The sequence below is a fragment of the Chryseobacterium gambrini genome, assembly GCF_900156825.1.
GTDB classification, from domain to species: Bacteria; Bacteroidota; Bacteroidia; order Flavobacteriales; family Weeksellaceae; genus Chryseobacterium; species Chryseobacterium gambrini.
In genome coordinates this window covers 187,587-205,697 of record NZ_FTOV01000002.1, presented here as the reverse complement: position 1 = coordinate 205,697, position 18,111 = coordinate 187,587, and the positions used below count along the sequence as shown (strand labels likewise).

The following is an 18,111-nucleotide window of genomic DNA, read 5'->3' as shown; positions in this document are numbered from 1 at the left end:
ATGGAAATTACCCACCACCACCTCCAAAGCCACAGAAACCAAAAAAAGTTAAGCAAGGTGAATCACAACCACGACAGGTGAATGAAACACAAATCGGCATCGGGTGTATAGCAATCATCCTTTTTGGGATTGTCTGTATAGGAGTAGGAATTTTAATAGATAAATTTTTGTTATGAGTTGCAAAGAAATATACGGTTTATCTGAGGTTGAATGTTCATTCACCAACGAAGAAAAAGAAAAGATTAATGAAGCAATTTACATCCTTCAATTAGAATGTAATATAAGCTTCGAATATGCCAAATCCATGATTGAAAGTATTGCTAAAGAGATGAAGAATAGTGCTGAAGACATTAAAAAACTTGGAGAGCACTTACGTGGATTAGAACAAATTCCATCATATAAGAATTTCAGAATTATTCCTTCAAAAAACTCTGTAAATCCTTATGATAGAAGATATAAAGCAAAAAGAAAATGGTAAATCCTTTACACATAGCAACTGGTTGGTTCCGCTCTCAGGTATATGCTCCGGAGAGGATTAAAAAATTATCTGAAGAAAGATTGAAAGTGTGCATTGTTTGTCCGTATGCCGTTGAAAAATCCTTTTTAAAGATTAGAGAAGATGGAGAACATCAGGAAAAGACAAAAGCATGTGATTTGTGTGGCTGTCCGATACAGGAAAAAACTCTCGTTGAATCTGAAAAATGTCCGGAAAACTTATGGGAGAAGTAAAATGTAATGGAAAGACCGGCTACAAGTCTCAAAAACTTGCAAATACAGCTAAAAATCAGATTAAAAGGCTTAGCCATAGAAATAATATTCCAAAGCGATCATATTACTGTAAAAAGTGTGGTCATTGGCATTTAACAAGTATGAAAAACGAATTAAGATCAGAAGACTATGAATGAATTAAATATTTACATGACCTTTCAAAATATTTTGAGTAAATCATCAATTATTGATGGCAATTTTTCCATTGTTCCAGGCTATGGTGCTGATCTTAATTTTGAACAGGCAGGAGAAACAATCATAAACGTTGTAAAGCCTAAAAAATACCCTTTAGTTGCTTTATTTCCTCCGGTAGAAGTTCTGCGAGATAACATCATTCAGTATAAATTAAAGTTCATTTTCTGTGTACAGACAGGCAATGGCAGCTTAGGAATAAAAGACATCAAAAGTAATAATACAAGCGGTCACCCTATCATTTATGATTGGAAAGATATGAGAGAATGTGCCGTGAACTTCTTTCAAGTTGTTTCTGATCTGGGGAAAACAAATCCAAAACCATTTAACCTTACTAAAGATGGAAATTATATTGAGCGTTTTAGCGAGATGGGGACTGCCAAATTATCTGGAGTAGTTCTCTCTTTTGATTTTACGATTCTAAACAACACAAAATGCGAAAATTCAGAGTACAGCATTTCAGATTTAAAGGATCTGCTAAGCCTGAATAATATTCACCCTCAACACAAACATTAAAAACATGAGTTTTAGTTCAGCATCAAAAATACCTGATAAAATTAGAAGTGAAAGGCTTTTAATCGAAGCCGATCCGATTGCGAATGCACAGGCGAATCAGTTTGATAAACACATGCAGGTTTTATCTAAAATTTGGTACGCTTACGTTGAGCCAGACAAAGAATATACAAACTGTCCGATCTGTCTCAACAATATTTTACAAAGTTTCAGAGCCTTAAAGCCTAAACTTATTGAATTAGAAAGAGACTATCAAACATTGAAATCTTTAAATGAGAACCCCGACAATCCTTAGACGTGCGAGTAAAGCCATAGACGATGCTGTTATTGATGAATTTAAAAGTCAAGGCCACTCATTAACTGGAGCGACAGAAAAGTCAATCCAAGGAAAAGTCTTGGGAGATCGTGTCGAGGGAGAAATGGCCGATCATGGATTTATTTTGAATGCTGGAACTAAAGCAAGTAGAATCCCATACAAAAGAGGTAGTGGCGGTGGAACCAGTAAATATATCGAAGGGCTTAAAACTTTCTTCAGATTGAGGGGATTATCAGAACAGGAAGCCGAGAGAGCTGCATTTGCAACTGCCAATGTTCAAAAGAAAGAAGGAATGAGCACCGGAGGATCAAAACAATATTCAAAAACAGGAGAAAGACAAAAGTTTGTCGAAATAGCTTCAGGCAAAGTAGAAAAAGAAGTGGATAGTATCTTGTTTTCAGGGATGGATGAAATCTTCAATACCGAATTTGAGAAACAAAAATCAGAAAGAATATAATGCCAATTACAGAAATTACATATCAGCCACAATTTAATTCTTTAAATGCTGCATTTAGACCGATTGTGTTTAGATGTAAGGCTAAAATTCCGAATCCTACTCCAGATAACTACGCTCCGACGGTAGTTTATTGTGATATTTATTTGAATGGAACTTATTATAAAACTCTTAACAGAACTGCATTTATAAGCGATGATGGAATTGCTCCGGAATATGAGTTCGACATTCAGGATGCTGTTCAGGAGGTTATGAGCTATTCTTTACCAACAATGGATGGAAACCAGATTGAAGATCATACAGACAACCTGAAAACTGTCTTTGTGAAATTCCGTAATGCCTACTTAGATGCAAATGGTTTTAATGTCTCTGAACAAACCGCTCCGGTTCAGGGAACCTCATCGAGTGCTCCAGTTCCAGGAGCTGGTACTCAATCAAACTCGCTTTTTGTTCTTTATGCAGTTATACAGCATGAGGAAAATCAAGATTTTAAAACACTTCTCAATAGCTACAAAACCGGTTCATGGGATGAGAATACTTTCCCACTTACCAAAAGACCGGAAGATTTTAAAATGTGTAAAAAAGATAGCTCGCACTTCCCTATTCTAACAGATAAGACAGCGAACAAACTCTGTATAAAATTAAAAACTTTCTTTGGTGAGGAAATCGAACTATGTTCTGTTTTAAATCATATATGTCCTTTAATTACTAACATTTCTTACTCAGTTGTAGATAACAGTAACGGAACTCAAACCTTTACATTTAACTGGCTAAATCCTGCCGATATGTCGATGATATCATCACTTGATATATATTATCAGGAAGTTGGGCAATCAATCTGGCAGACAGATTCCGGAAGCTACACACCTACAAGATCTGTAACCGTTCCATTAGGAAAGTACAATTTTAGATTTGGATTTGTCGGCAGCTGTGATATGGGTGATATTTTGAACCTTCCAGGTATTAGTGATATTGGTATTGTGAGCAATCAAGGCGGAGATAAGCATATTTTCTGGAAGAATGCAACTATCGGAGACAATCACCTATATACAACTCAGGTAAAATTTAAAATAGTAATTAACGGCGTTACAATTATTGATACAACAGCTAATGATCCTTCAGGATTTACTTATATAGATCCAATAGAAAACTGGGATAAAATTCCAATCAATGCCGGAGACAATGTTGAATTCACTACGGTTATCCAAAACGGAACAAACCTAACAATTGGTGTTATGCAGACATATAGTACTACTGGAGATACAGGAATTATAAATGCTACGCCGCCAACTGCTCAAAATATTGTGATGCTTAACAGTCAGCAGATCGGACCTAACAATGGAACAATGAGAACATTCAATTTCACCGTCGCTCAAGGATTAAACTACGCTTTAGTAACGAATTGGTTTCAATAAAATTTAGAAAGATGGCTAATACAAACAAAATATTATATATCCCTGAAGGAATTCCGAACATTAAAGATTATTTTCCTCTGGTAGATTTCTCCGAAGTTGTGGAATGGAGTGTTTATGTAAAGGATGCTAACGATAACATCATTGCTACCACCAGAAACAATAAAGTTGGATGTTGCTGCGGTGATGATAAGATCAGAATTCATTTTCTTAACAGCTGTGGAAATATTGATTCAATAAATTTTCTTCTCAATACTGAAGAAAGCGAAACAAAATCTGATACATGGGAAAAGTCTCAGAAGTTCCCGCTTGACAGAACTAAAGGCGGTATTTACAGGAAAAATATTGAATCCAATGAGACATACGAAGTTGAGACCAAGTGTTATGGTGAAAAGGATCAGTACTGGATCAAAGAATTAACCGATACTCCTTTAGCCTGGATTGAAACGTATTTGCCAAATGGATTCCAAGATCCGGTGCAAAAAGAATTTATCCCGATCACAATTTTAGATACAAAATTGCCAACAAAGGATGTCGATGCTTTTGAATATTTAGTGAAAATAAAATTCTCAATGGCAAACAGTAACACAAATTTAAGATAATGTCTCAGAACAATTTAAAAATATTGCTGGATAATGTAGAATTGGATATCGATGCTAATTCCGATTTCCCTATTTCCTTTGATTATTCTCTGGAAGACGTGGAGAATTTTCAGAGTAAAAAAGGAAGCGAAGCAATCGGGATCAAAATTCCTGCTACTTTACACAATCAAAAGCAACTAAATACTTTAAATAATACCTCAGTTGAAGACACTACACAAAGTCAATTTTTCAGAGGGATCAGAAAATTTGTAGCTCAGACTAACGGAGAAGAAATTTTCATAGGAAAAGCAATTCCTAAAAAAGCATATCGTAAATCTGGAGTGCCTACATCTTTTGAGTTGAATGCGTTCGGTAATAATGGCGACTGGATCATTGAAATGAAAGAGCTTACACTGTTTGAGGTTTTAAAAAGAATTGAGTTAACCTTTGATAAAAATACGATCATTAATTCTTGGGGCTTTGACGGAACCAACGAGAATATGCCTTTTGTATTTGCTCCAGTAAAATATGCTGATCCTCTTGATCTGGATGCTGGTGATGATAAAAATTATCATATTAAGAATTTCAGACCTGCGATATCTAAATTCTTTACACTTTACTGGGCATTTCAGATGTTCGGGTATAAAGTACAAAGTAGTTTTCTGGATTCTCAATTTTATAGAAGACAAGTTATGCCATGGACTTTTGGAAACTTTCTATCATCCGAAGGAACAAAATACGATATTCACCGATTTCTGGCAAAAAGTGATGTTGATAGAAGATTTGAGGATATTGATGATTTTGTAGACCTGAATGTTCTTGATACTCCGACACCTCCTTGTTTTGATAATAATAACACTGTTCCAAACGGTGACTATACCTATCAAAATAAAGAAATGAAGTGGAAATACAACACTCCACATTATGGACCGTTGGAAGTAACATTTTCTCACATGCTCTATTATGATTATAAAATTGATCTTTCCTCGATTGTAGAGCTGAATGTATTTTGGTATAAAAACGGTATTCAGATGCAACAAAACCAAATATTCGACCACCAAGCTCCGACATTTGGCTCAACCGAAGGAAGTGATATGGTAACCATTTTCTTTTCTACTTTGGTTAATCCAAATGATGAAATAAGCTGTAAAGTTAAGTTAAGAGTTTATGAAAGTAAAACAGCAACTGTAGCAAGATGTTATTTGAGAGTAGAACAACATCAAATTGATTATTTTAAAATACCAATCGGAGGTCAAGTATCTTTCGATTCCTATTTGCCACTTCAGAAATTCAAATTTTTGGATTTTCTGAGAGGCGAAGTTGATTTATTCAATCTTTCTTTTCAGACCGATCCAGTTAATAAAGTAGTTTTGATTGAGCCAACTCACGAATATGCTACCGGTCACAATTTATCATTGAAAAACAAAGGATATTTTAACGGAAATGTTTTAGACTGGACGTTGAAAGAAGATATTTCCAAAGAAAGTTATATTGAAATGTATGATGGAAATGCCAGAGAATTTGTTTTTAAATTTAAGGATGATTCAAATGATGGAGCGTTAAAAATCGTTCAGGATAGATATAAAATCACCTTGGCCAGTGGAAAATATATCTTCTCAGAAAGATTCAAGGCAGAAAAAAAAGAGTTTGAAAATCGGTTCTACTCTCCTACGATGCATTATAACGTAGACGAATTTGCAGATGTCACCGGAGAAGCTCCGCAAATGATCTGTTTAGTTCCGGAGAATATCTCAAACACCTCCAGCTCAGAATCTCAAAACACTTTCTCTCCAAAGTCTGCATATTACAAAGGTAGAGTTTCAGGTGTAGGTGGTTGGAGAATGAAAGATCAAAACGGGCAAATAACATCATACAATGATTTTCCCTATTTGTTTGCAGTCAATTACAAAGAAGGGGGCCAGAATGATCCAATTCTTTCTTATAGTGATGAAAAAATCGGAAACTCAGGAAACTATGTAGTGGGTAGAGGTCTAATAAAAAGATTTTTCTGGCAAAGATTAGCAATCATGAATGACGGACGTTGGCTGAATACAAATTTTATGCTCAATAATAAGGATATTTCAAATTGGTTTCACCAGGAAAGAATCGTCATAAATGGTGAAAAATTCGAGTTAATTAAAATCGATGGGTATAAATCCTTAAAAGGCGAATCAACGCCCTGTATTTTGAGAAAATGGGTTCCTATTACCGAAAGAGAGAGTTTAAACACATATCCAAGTGAGCAAAGCATTCTTACCAATGCTGTAATTGTATTAACTGAGCCTATCAGTAATGCAGATAATACAGTAATCGATAAAGTTTTTGATACACAGTATAATCGCTTAATGTGTCTTTATACTGATATACCGCGTTAAGTTTTTAAATATAAAGTTTTCTAATAGAATACCAATGGCACAGAAAATTAATAAAATATATGATATCCAGCTTCAGGGTGAAAAAGATCTCCTGAAAAAAATGCAGGTTGTTAATGCAGCATTTGATACTGCAAAAGCAAAATTTCAATCATTAAAAAGTATTGCCGGAAATACTAAAATTGTCAATGATGCGGAATTACAAAAGGAAAAACAGGCATTATTAGAGGTCGAGAAAGCTCTAATAAAAGAAACTATCGCGAAAAAAGAAGCTCAGGCAGCATCCGTCGCCTTACAGACCGCTCGAATCAATGAGAGAAATGAAACTGCAAAACTTAGTAGCGAACTTCATTCATCTGTGGGTGCATATAAAGAGCTAAACAATGAATATAAGGTTGCTAAACAAAGAGCAATGGACATTGGAGCTGCTAAAGGTATAGAAAGTGAGCAATTTAAAAGAGCATCGGCAGAAGCCTTGACTTATTATAACAGACTAAAAGCAATTGATGCCGGGGTTGGTGTATTCAGTCGAAATGTGGGTAATTATCCTAAAACGACCAATCTCTCAAACCTTGATTCAGCAGCTATACAAAATCTAAAAAATTCGGGATTTGGGCAAGTGATTGCCGGACAGATTAATCAGGCTAAAAATTCAGCAAAACAGTTGGATGCAGAACTTATTGTTCTAAAAAGTAGATTAGATCAGTTGAGAGAAGCAGGAGTAACTGATTTAGATACTGTTGAAAGACAAATAATTGAAAACCGTCAAGCAGCTGAGAAATTTAGACAGGAAATACAACGTGTTCAAAATGAATTACGAGGTTTAGGAAATACCGGAGGTAAATCTATCACTAACCTAAACAATCATTTTAATAGTCTTAAAAATCAGATTTCTTCGGTTGCTGTAACCTATCTATCTTTTCAGGCTGCATTTGCAAAGACACAAGAACTTGTAACCAATACTGCCGAATTATCAGATCAGGTTACGAATTTAGAGATAGAACTCGGTAAAGCTGCCGGAGGTGCACAGAAATTGGTGGATCAGTTGGCCCAGATCAATACAAGAACACCTCTCGTAGAGCTTGTAAACATGGCGAATATCGCTGTGAAAGCTGGTGTCGAAGAATCAGACCTTGTAGGAGTTGTTAAAGCCGTTGATCAGATTAAAACAGCATTCGGAAAAGATTTCGGAGACGTTGAAGAGGGCACAGAAAGCCTTGTAAAATTAATTAACGTATTCGAGGGAGAAGGTAATGTCACCGAAGAGAAATTATTGAAAATGGGTAATGCTATCAGGGTTCTGGCAAATGAATCGGTAGCTTCCGTTCCATTCTTGAATGATTTCTCAAAAAGAATGGCCGGTTTGAAGGGTATTTCCGAAATTTCTCTTCCTGCCGTTTTAGGTTTAGCTTCCGGATTTGAGCAATTCGGACAAAGCGCGGAAACCTCATCTACGGCATTGGTTCGTATCATTCCTAAATTAGCGAGCGATACTGAAAAATTTGCAAAGATTGCAGGAATGAGCAGAAAAGAATTTTCAGCACTTATCAACAATAATCCTGCTGAAGCACTTATCAAAGTTGCAGAAGGAATTGCAAAAAATAAAGGAAGCATTGAAGAGCTTATCCAATCTTTAGGTGATTCGGAATTGGCTAAAAAAGGCGGAGCTGGTATTGTTAGCGCTCTTGGAGTTTTAGGTAAAAATGCAGAAACTTTCAGAGCTACCATAAAAAGTGCGGGAGAAGCATACGAAGATACAAGCGATATCACAGAAGCATTTGAGAAAAAAAATCAAAATTTTGCAGCTTCTATGGATATGATTAAAAAGCGTTTCGCAGATCTTGCCAATAATCAGAGATTATTAAAAGCGTTTAGCGCGTTTGCAACAGCCATATTATTTATAGGTCAGGCAGTGGCGAAAATTCCTTTCGGCTGGTGGATTGCAATGCTTACATTTTTAACTTTGGCATACTGGGAAAATATCAAAGCTCTGGCGGTAAATATTTATCAGCAAACGATTTTTATTGCGAGACAGGCTATTGGTAACGCTTTAATCGCAGTTGGAAACATTATTTTGAGAGCACAGGCTATTGCATTAGGAATTGCCAATGCTGCATGGACAATTCTTAATGCTACAATGTTATTTTTCGGAAGTATTATTCCCGGAATTAGAGCTGCTTGGATCTCGCTTAATATTACTTTAGCCTTAACACCAGTAGGATTTATTTTGGCAGGAATAGTTGCAATTGGAGCAGGTCTTGTTTTATTGTCAGAGAGAAGCGAAACTGCTGCAAACAGTATTAAGAAACAAGGTGCTGCTGTAAAACAAACAGCCACTGAAATGAAACTTAATGCAGAGATCACGAAACGAGCTTCCGAAGCAACGTCTGATACAATTGCAAAAGTTGATACACTTACCAAGGTAGTAAAAGACAACAGTATTTCCTTAGATACCCGTAAAAAAGCCCTTCAGGAATTAATTAATATTAACCCTAAATATCTTAGTGCCCTTACTTTAGAAAATATTAAAACAGCTGAAGGTGTTAAGATTCTCGAAGCATATAAAAATAAAATTATTGAGGTCGCCAAAGCAAAAGCTGCTCAACAATTATTAGAGGAAAAATCTAAAAGATTATTCGAACTTGAAATGCAAGCTGCCGATGATGCAGGAAAAGCTCTTGAAAGAAAACGTACCAAAGGAGAGATATTTAATGCTCAAGCTTGGAAACAAGATTTGAAAGAGGTTGGCGGATTGCTTGGTATGGGTGAAGGAGACGACGAGACTAAATTTAACAATCGTCTGAAAGAAAGAATTGAACTTCAGAAAGAAATTAATGTTCTTACTGGAAAAGTTGTAGATAACCTGAAAAAAGGAAATATTAAAAATGTTTTTGGGGGTACAACTGATGATGATGAAGAAAAGAAAGAGAAAAAATATACCGGATCCAAACTTAACGGATATCAGAAAGATTATCTCAAAGATTTAGAAGCTACAAGAAATCAACAGCTGGCGATCCTGGAGAAAAGTTTCCTTAAAGGTCTAATTTCGGAAGAGGAATATATCAAAGGTAGTCTCAAGATCAATTCAAACTATTACGACAAAAAAATTGCTTATCTGAAAGGTGGTAATGCTGAGGAAAGAAAACAGGTTGCACAGGCTACGTTAGATAAAGTAAAAGCCGAAAGAGACTCTAATGATAAATTATTCAATATTTTCAAGAAAAGGAATGATGATGAGCTAAAAGTTGCAGAACAAACTGCCAAGGACAAACTTGAGCAAGTACAGAAAAATCCATACTCCACTGAAATGGAAAAACTGGATGCTGAGAAAACCTATTATCAGGAAAGTACAGACGCTCAGATTGCTTATAATCAGAAAATGCTTGATCTTAATGAGGAATATTCTAAAATGTCACTTTCTGAGCTTGATGAAATGTATCGTCAGTTAAATAAGAAGGTTCAGGAAGAAAATCAGAATAATCTGCAGACGAGAATTCGTTCTGTACAAATTACTTTTACTGTTATTGATCAAACCAGTCAGAATCTAAACAATCAAAATTCAATTAATGCTGCAATTCAAAGGAAAAATATTTTAAATGACAAATCAATTTCTCTGGAGAAGAAAAAAATTGAACTTCAAAAAATTTCTGAACAACTTGAATTACAAAACATCAATACAGAACTCGGAAATACAAATGCAAGAATAGCAACCTATGAATTAGAGCTTAATACACGAAAACTAACAAATGATGAAATGCGAGAGTATAATAAATTACTTTTGCAAAGATCACAATTAGAGGCTGATAAAGCTCAAGCTGAGCAAAATTTGAGGATAACAAATGCTACTCTTCCAAATAGTGGCCTTCCAGGTTCTGGAGCTTCAGGACTTGCTTCGAGCATTACTAATTCATTGAAAAATAAGAGTACCGGACAAATTGTACTTGGAAAGGATGGTGATGGTTTATTTGGTGGTAAGGATTACTCTGAACAACTGGGTTTTGTCATAGCACAGGCTTTTGATACTGCTACTTTAGCAATGAATAGTTATTTCGATGCAGAAAGAGCAAGAATTGAGCAAAGTAAACAGTTAGCTTATGATAGGATTGATCTTGAAAAACAGCAGTTATTAAGATTTGCACAATCATCCGCCGAACGTGAAAGTATCGAAAAACAAGCAGCTGAGAAAAAGAAAAAAGCCGATAAAGAAGCTGGAGAAAAACTTAAAAAATCTAAAAAAGCCGAAGCAAAAATTGCTTTTCTTATGCAACTCGCAAATATTTGGTCAACTGTTTGGCAGTTAGGACCGATTGCAGGAGCTATTATGGGAGGGGTACTAACGATTTTGGCAGGTGTGCAGTATGCATCTACAATTAAAGGGATTGACAGCGCACAATATAAAAGAGGTGGTCAATTTTTAGGAAAAGGCGGAAATTTAAGAGGTCCGTCTCATTCAAACGGAGGAATGCCTGTATATAATCCGGTAACTGGTGAAAAAGTTGCAGAAATGGAAGGAAACGAAGGTATTATTAATGCTAATTCTATGAAGGATAAAAATACTTACACCGTGACAGGAAATCCTTCACAGATAGCCAGTAAAATAAACGCTCTCGGAGGCGGTGTTGACTGGTATGGAGGTGCTACAATTAAAAAGTATGAATCCGGAGGTGTATTTAACTGGAATAGAACTCAACCTCCAGTATTTAGCAGTTATACTGATCAGATTGTTTCATCATCTGTAAATATGACAGAAGTTAATGAGAGAATGGATCGGGTTGAGAAAATGCTCAGCAGTACTGCTGAATCTTTAAACAAAGAGGTTAATCGAAAAACGGTGTTGAATCCTAACGACGTGACCAATTACCAAAATGAAAAAAGAAAACAATCAGAAATAGCAACATTATGACACTGACATTCGAAGAATTAAAATTTTTAATATTAGACAAACAGAGAAAGGCTGAGATCAATCAGCTTTTCCATCTGTATGTTAAAGCCGAAAGTTATGGGGATATTCTAAGGATTGTAAAGTCTGAAGGTAATTTTAAATGGATTTTTAAAAATGGCTTTCGTGAAATGCTTCAATATTTTCCGGTTGAAGAATTAGAAAATGAGGGCTTTTACGACAGAGAAGTTACTATCAGAGATTCATCAACTGATATAATAATTTTATCAAACGGTACACTTAATTTAACTCAAACCGGAAACAAAAGATGCAAAGTAATTTGTGATGCTGCAAGACTAAATATTGAACTTAATGACAATTCAATGGCAGAGATAGAATCTTTTGAAAGATCAGTTGTATTACTCACAACAAATTCGTATTCTTACGGATATATTACCGCCAGAGATCAGTCTCAGATTACAATTACAGGGAACGAAAGATCAACAATATTTTTAAACGGTTTGGGTTATTCAGTAACAAATGCTGATTTGCAACCTGAATCTTTTATAAATTCTGTTCTTAGCGGTGATGCAGTTTTAAATATAAATTCTGAGAACTATTTTGCTAAACAAAATGACAAATCAAAAATCAATGCTTAATCCTGAAGACAAAAATACAGCTTTGGAAATGGCCATAGCTGATTTTCAACAGTTTTGTATGTATGCTGGAGTAAATGAAACCCAGCTTAAAGTATGTATCGAAAGAAATAAAGGGCTTTCTTTAGGACAAATTTCTCAAAAACTCAATATTTCCAGAAATACCGTGAAGGGAATTACTGATCGTTGTTTCTCAAAATCCGATAAAGAATCCACAGAGGAAAAAACAAAATCATAAAAATCAGATTGGTTCCGGAGCTGAACGCTCCCCGAAATCTCGGATAATATATACTCAATATAAAGTCCTCAAACAAATTCCATAATTTCTTTTTCATAATCAAATATATAAAATAGTGTTTGTATTTCACAAACACTATTTAGTTTTCTATTAGAATACTATTTTATTATTGAAATACCTTTGCTACGTAATAACAGAGGTATGAAAAAACTTCCAATTTTTAATTATCACATAACCAATCAAGGCGGAGATAGACTTGATGTTTTTATCGATGGGACTATTGTCGATGCTGAAACTCAGGAAATCTTAAAAAACTGGTGGGGAGATGAAAGTTCAGTTTCTTTTAAATCCTTTAGAACAGAAGTTCTTGATTCTGGTTTAAAGAATATTCGTATTACCATCAACTCTTTTGGAGGTCAGATTGGCGATGCAATGGCAATGCATGATTTTATTCAGCAATTAGAAAATGATGGATATGATATTGAAACAATAGGTATCGGAATGGTATGTTCTGCTGCAACCTATATTCTTTCTGCATCCAAAAATTCAAAGATTTCTAAGAATGCCTACTACATGATTCATAATGTTTCTGGCGGTGTTTGGGGAGATGTTAATGAGATCGAGAATTATGCAAAGCAAATGCGAAATTTCAACAATAATATTCGTGATTTCTATGCAAATCTTACCGGAAAAACTTCTACCCAAGTTGAAAAATGGATGAACGAAACCACATGGTTTTATGGTGAAGATGTTCAAAAAAATGGCTTTGTTAAAGAAGTAATTAATACTCAAAATCCAACCTCAGCAATTAATAAAGCTGACTGGCCGTTCAAGAATTTCGAACCTATGAATGTTTATAATTCTTTAGTAAACAAGCCTTCTACAGAAGAGAAACCAGACGAAAATTTAATTCAAAACAATTTAGATATGAATTTAGCAACACTTATCGGAAATGCTATTAACTCTGCTTTAGCAAATTTTAATATCATTCCAAAAGAAGGTGAAGGAGAGCAAAACAAATTCACTCCCGAAACCATTACAAATGCTGTGGCTACAGCTCTTGAGGGATACGAACCTCCTGCTCCAACTAATGAGCAGATTCAGAACGCTATTTCCAATTTCTTTACAAACGGACTGCCTGAGAATATGATCACGCAGATTGCCGAAGCCGTGAAACCTGTTGACTTTAAGGAATCAGAAGATTGGAAAAAATTAGGTGAATGGAAAACAGAAATTGAAAATAAAATTTCAAACAAACAAACTCCTGCTCCTACACCTGAAAACAATGAAGCTAAAAAATTTGAAGGTGTATCATTCGAATAATTAACGACTATGAATCCATTTGAAAATAAAGCATTAAGAACATTCTGCGGTTGTGAAACAACAGATTTCAACGCAGCATTTGAATATACTTTCAATCCTAGTACTAAGGTTTTGTCAGTATTAGACACTTCAACTTTTCCCGCTGGTCAGACATTCCAAGCAATGAATATCTGGGTGATTGACAGTGACGGAAATGAGCAATCAAAAAAGATTGCAACAAGTGACGGAAATACAACTTTCGATTTGTCGGAGAACTTCAATACAAACGAAGGTTTTACGATTACGGCAAATGTAGTATCATCTACAAGAAAGACAATAACTCTGACTGTAAGAAGAGTTGGTTTGGCGTTAAACTCTGGTGAAGGATCAATAAATCAAGAAAATTAAACGATGAAAAAATTTACATTAACCCCACAGGCATTATTTTTACTACTTATCCACACACATTTTCAGGATGTTTTACCTGAGTTTAACGGTGCTTATGCCGGCACTTTGCAAGAGTTTACCCTTGTAGATAATGTGTCAATGATGAAAGGAACTCCTATCCTGGATATTTTCAAAAAAGCGAATATTTTAAGGAGAGCAGATCAGAATTGCGAAGTTGACTGGAGTAAAATTGCACGTTCCGGAAATAGAAAGATTACTGTTGACGAAATGTACGGAGCAACCAAAATCTGTGAAAGAGAATTCTATCAGGGATGTTTAAAAGATTTTACCGACGGAAATCCAAAATTCAGAGATTTTATTCTTACTTTCTTTAAAGGTGCTTTCGGTCAGGACATTGCAACAAACGCTTATTTTGGTGATGTTACAAGAGCTTCGGACTCTGAAATCTCTTGGAATATTGTTGATGGTATTTTCATTAAGTTGAGAAACTATATCGCTTTAAACAATCCTGATTATAAGCCAACTTTAGGGCCGGCAATTCCTTCAGGAGATCTAACTCCAGCACAATGCTATGGTGTTTTCAAAGACATGATTGATGCTCAGACTACAAATCTTGAAAACGCTACCGGAATGCAAAAGTATTTTACATGTGACTATGATATGGCCAAAGGACTTTGGAGATACTATCAGTCGATCGGTGAAAATGCAGGTAACCTGAACCTTTACCAGCAAGGACAGCCTTCATTAAAAATTGATGATGTTCCTGTTATGGTAGAGCCAACATTCAAACCATTACTAAAAAAATTAAATGGTGGTGAACAGGCTCACTCATGTGTACTTACACTAAGAAAAAATTTCATCTGGGGAACCAACAAGGACTACAATCACGGATTGCTTGAAGGGAAGGCTATGAAGGTTTGGTATGACGAAGATGAATTCTCTTGGAAGTATCTGGCAGAAGCTGTCGGAGGTACTGAGATCGTTTCACCTAAAGATGTCGTAATCGCTCAGACAAACGGTGTAGGATAATCAATTTATAACTTTAAAAATCATAAACATGTTAAGTTTTCAAGGACAATCTTATAAAACCCCATGTGGACCTATTTCGGGAGGTATTTCTGAATTATTCTGGTTTGATCCGGAAGATTACGGTTTCACACAAGCTGCTCCAACTGCAGCATTAATTTTACCTCCATACACAGCAATTGAATTGAGAGACGGAGCCGTTGTAGCTGATGGAGCGAAACTCTTCCCAATTGATTTGGAGGATGAGACAGGAAAGTTTACTGCAAAGCAAACTTTGAATGGTAGATCCGAAAAATGGGATTATGAAATTACCGGAGAATTAGGAAAAATGGGCAATAGCTTAACCAATTTCTTCGCAAGACTTTCAGCAGCTTCTATATGTTCAAATATTGGTTTGGTGATTGTCGATAATACAGGAAGTATTCACGTTCTCGCAGAAAAATGGGTAAATGACAAAGTGATTCCGAAATTCAAAATGAAGAATGACGGTTCTGAAATCCATTTGGAAGAGAAATTCGACGGTAAAAACGGAGGTACACTTTCATTAAAAGGAGTTTACTCTCGTGGACCATTGGAGTACACAGGCGGAAGAGATTCCTTAGAAGCATTTATTGATAAACCATAATCAAAATTATTATGGAACTTAAAATAAAGGATGAGTTTTTAAATACCGTGGTAGGGTTTAATAACTCATCCCTTCCATTAGGACAGAGAAAAGACCTACATGTATTGTTTGATTTAGCTAATAAAAGCAATAATAAAAGGCTCTTAAATTATTTCGAAGAAATCCCATCACAAAAGGAATTTGAAAAAATCAAAGAAGATCAAATTTTAGAAGATACAAAACCTGAAGGGTATGAACTCACCAAAGAAGCCGACAGCAAGACACCTCCAAAAAAACAACGAAAAGCAAACTCCAACACTGACAGCCAGTAATGAAGTAAAATTGGATGTGGTTAATCCTATTCCTTTCGAACCTTCTGGCAGTTCAGCTGCTTTTCTTTTGCCTGAAAAATCAAAACCATATATTCCCTTTCTAAATCCGAAAGACAACTTTTTTCAGGTACTATTTGAAGCAAGTTTAGGCAGTCCCACTACAAATGCTTGTATTAACTCCAAGGTGTTTTTTTGTGCCGGTAATGGCTTAACCATTAAAGATGCTACAGAATCTGAATTGAAAGAATTTAAACAGTTACAAAAGCGTATAAACAATAAGCGCCAAAGTATGGGAAAAGTTCTTGATGGTCTATTCAATAAATATTTCAGAGTTGGAAATGACTTCATTGAGATCATCAGATCAAAAGTCGGAGAAACAAAAAAGGTAATGGCTTTCCCTCGAAAATTTCTTGAATGCAGATTATCTGAAGCTGACGAAAATGATGTTCCGCAAAGTGTTTATATCTCAAAAAAATTCAGAAATATTAAAGATGATTGGTCTATTGACGTCGAGAAGGATGCTGTTGAGCTTCCAATTTATGATGGTGAAAACACTCAGTGGTGGACACATCCAACACAAGGCACTCAACATTGTCTCATTCATGTAAAAAATGAAATGCCAGGCTATGACTATTATGGGATGCCTGAGAATGTTGCTTCATTACCTCAGCAAATTCTGGAATACAAAGCTGCAAGATATAATATTGACAATTTTGAGAATAATCTTGTAATCGGAGGTTTGGTAGTTCTTGAAGGAAATCATACAGATGCAGAATTAGATAAGGTAGCTAAGAAAATTGCAGCACAGCATACCGGAGACGGAAAAAGAGGGCGATATGCATTCATTTCTAATAAGCAGGGAACCGGAGCCGTTCACGATATGAAAAAGCAGACAGATGGAGATTATCTGAAGCTCAGTGAAAATGTTGAACAAAAGATCATCGATGCGAACAACTGGGATTCTGCTCTATTTGGGCAAAATATGAGTAAGGGGATTGGAAATGGTGGAAACTCTTATGTAAGAACAATTTTCGATATAAAAAACAAAACTGTTATTGAGCCTACCCGTCAGGTAATCATCGAAGATTTTATCACTCCCTTCTTTGAAATTTATGACGAATGGATGGGTACAAACTGGAGTGAAAAGGAATTCGAATTTATTCCTGTGGTTCCGGAAAGTTTCGCGGGAGATATTGATGCCAATGCAATTCTTACCGTGGATGAGGGACGTCAAATTTTTGGAAAAGAACCTCTCCCAAATAATGAAGGTTCAGTAATTATTTCAACAAACCAAAAAAAGCAAAAAGATGTATCGGCTAAATAACACAGGTAGAAATACGCTGATAACTCCGGACGAAGTCAAGTTCCACTCTCCTACCGATGGAACTGAAGGAGAAAGAATGATCCTCCAAAATATTATCGTAGCTGAAGAAAGGTGGATTAAATCTGAGTTAGGTTACGAATTCTACGAGGATTTCATAGAAAAGAAAAACATTGAGGTAACAGCATCAAATAAATCTGATCTTCTTCAAAAAGTCAAAACTGATTATGCTAAAGATCAGATCGAGTTTACAGATAATTTACTTCAGGAAGGTAAAATTGTAAATGCAATCGAATTTGTTACCAATGATTGGTATAAAAAACTTTGGAAGCAGTATCTGTGGAAAATTACTGCCGAATGTGTTGAAGCAATGACCATTGTACCGAGCTGGCTTGAAACGACAGAATCAGGCCAACAGTTGAAAAACCCGAATACAATTGGAAGCACCGCAAGTACAGCAAGTGGAAGTGCGAAAGATGTAAAATTCAAAATGGATAATGCTGTATTGGAAAGAATTAATCCCCTTTTAATTTCAATGCATGAATGGCTTTGCAGACACAAAAGTCATTTCCCATTATACAAAAGAGAATGCTTCGAATGTGGAAATACAGAAGTAAAAACCTCAACTGTAAATGTTGGATGGGGTTTGAACGTTTACGACGATTAATTATGGCTTTTTTTGATTTTTTTAAACTGGTATGTAGATGCGTCATTGAAAACGTTTTACGTGGCGGATT

At 35.5% G+C, this 18,111-nt stretch carries 18 protein-coding genes; all 18 read left to right on the top strand.

Annotated elements, in window-relative coordinates:
- The first annotated feature begins 172 nt into the window (after positions 1 to 172).
- The 18 genes from BW951_RS04410 to BW951_RS04320 all read left to right on the top strand — a co-directional run bounded on the left by BW951_RS04410 (position 173) and on the right by BW951_RS04320 (position 18,041).
- On the top strand, positions 173 to 478 hold the full coding sequence (locus BW951_RS04410; protein ID WP_027380876.1) for a hypothetical protein: 306 nt from the start codon (positions 173 to 175) through the stop codon (positions 476 to 478).
- Complete coding sequence (locus tag BW951_RS04405) at positions 472 to 729, top strand: hypothetical protein (protein ID WP_027380875.1); 258 nt, start codon at positions 472 to 474, stop codon at positions 727 to 729. The genes BW951_RS04410 and BW951_RS04405 overlap by 7 nt, the downstream gene beginning before the upstream one ends.
- Positions 730 to 897: 168 nt before the next feature.
- A complete protein-coding gene (locus BW951_RS04395) occupies positions 898 to 1,476 on the top strand; it encodes a hypothetical protein (RefSeq protein ID WP_027380873.1) in 579 nt (192 codons plus the stop codon).
- A gap of 4 nt (positions 1,477 to 1,480) precedes the next feature.
- Entirely contained in the window at positions 1,481 to 1,768 is a 288-nt protein-coding gene (locus BW951_RS04390; RefSeq protein WP_027380872.1) for a hypothetical protein, read from the top strand.
- A complete protein-coding gene (locus BW951_RS04385) occupies positions 1,746 to 2,246 on the top strand; it encodes a hypothetical protein (RefSeq protein ID WP_027380871.1) in 501 nt (166 codons plus the stop codon). The genes BW951_RS04390 and BW951_RS04385 overlap by 23 nt, the downstream gene beginning before the upstream one ends.
- A 65-nt stretch (positions 2,247 to 2,311) precedes the next feature.
- Positions 2,312 to 3,658, top strand: coding sequence for a hypothetical protein (locus tag BW951_RS04380; RefSeq protein WP_139326098.1), 1,347 nt, complete (start codon positions 2,312 to 2,314; stop codon positions 3,656 to 3,658).
- Positions 3,659 to 3,669: 11 nt separating this feature from the next.
- Positions 3,670 to 4,257 carry a hypothetical protein gene (locus BW951_RS04375; protein WP_027380869.1) on the top strand — a complete coding sequence of 196 codons (588 nt, stop codon included), beginning with the start codon at positions 3,670 to 3,672 and terminating at the stop codon, positions 4,255 to 4,257.
- Entirely contained in the window at positions 4,257 to 6,611 is a 2,355-nt protein-coding gene (locus BW951_RS04370) for a hypothetical protein (protein WP_027380868.1), read from the top strand. Before BW951_RS04375 ends, BW951_RS04370 begins: the two co-directional genes overlap by 1 nt.
- Before the next feature lie 34 nt (positions 6,612 to 6,645).
- Complete coding sequence (locus BW951_RS04365) at positions 6,646 to 11,511, top strand: phage tail tape measure protein (protein ID WP_027380867.1); 4,866 nt, start codon at positions 6,646 to 6,648, stop codon at positions 11,509 to 11,511.
- Complete coding sequence (locus BW951_RS04360; RefSeq protein ID WP_027380866.1) at positions 11,508 to 12,146, top strand: hypothetical protein; 639 nt, start codon at positions 11,508 to 11,510, stop codon at positions 12,144 to 12,146. Before BW951_RS04365 ends, BW951_RS04360 begins: the two co-directional genes overlap by 4 nt.
- Complete coding sequence (locus BW951_RS04355) at positions 12,121 to 12,381, top strand: helix-turn-helix domain-containing protein (RefSeq protein WP_139326097.1); 261 nt, start codon at positions 12,121 to 12,123, stop codon at positions 12,379 to 12,381. Before BW951_RS04360 ends, BW951_RS04355 begins: the two co-directional genes overlap by 26 nt.
- 201 nt (positions 12,382 to 12,582) lie before the next feature.
- Positions 12,583 to 13,704 (top strand): Clp protease ClpP, encoded by a 1,122-nt coding sequence (locus BW951_RS04350; protein WP_027380864.1) that lies wholly within the window; start codon positions 12,583 to 12,585, stop codon positions 13,702 to 13,704.
- A 9-nt stretch (positions 13,705 to 13,713) separates the two neighbouring features.
- Positions 13,714 to 14,091, top strand: a complete 378-nt coding sequence (locus BW951_RS04345; protein WP_027380863.1) for a hypothetical protein — start codon at positions 13,714 to 13,716, stop codon at positions 14,089 to 14,091.
- Positions 14,092 to 14,094: 3 nt separating this feature from the next.
- Positions 14,095 to 15,120, top strand: coding sequence for a hypothetical protein (locus BW951_RS04340; RefSeq protein WP_027380862.1), 1,026 nt, complete (start codon positions 14,095 to 14,097; stop codon positions 15,118 to 15,120).
- Positions 15,121 to 15,148: 28 nt separating this feature from the next.
- Positions 15,149 to 15,742 carry a hypothetical protein gene (locus tag BW951_RS04335; protein WP_027380861.1) on the top strand — a complete coding sequence of 198 codons (594 nt, stop codon included), beginning with the start codon at positions 15,149 to 15,151 and terminating at the stop codon, positions 15,740 to 15,742.
- Positions 15,743 to 15,753: 11 nt separating this feature from the next.
- Entirely contained in the window at positions 15,754 to 16,053 is a 300-nt protein-coding gene (locus tag BW951_RS04330) for a hypothetical protein (RefSeq protein WP_027380860.1), read from the top strand.
- A complete protein-coding gene (locus BW951_RS04325; protein ID WP_155845028.1) occupies positions 15,974 to 17,377 on the top strand; it encodes a phage portal family protein in 1,404 nt (467 codons plus the stop codon). Before BW951_RS04330 ends, BW951_RS04325 begins: the two co-directional genes overlap by 80 nt.
- A complete protein-coding gene (locus BW951_RS04320; protein WP_027380858.1) occupies positions 17,361 to 18,041 on the top strand; it encodes a hypothetical protein in 681 nt (226 codons plus the stop codon). The genes BW951_RS04325 and BW951_RS04320 overlap by 17 nt, the downstream gene beginning before the upstream one ends.
- Positions 18,042 to 18,111 lie beyond the last annotated feature (70 nt).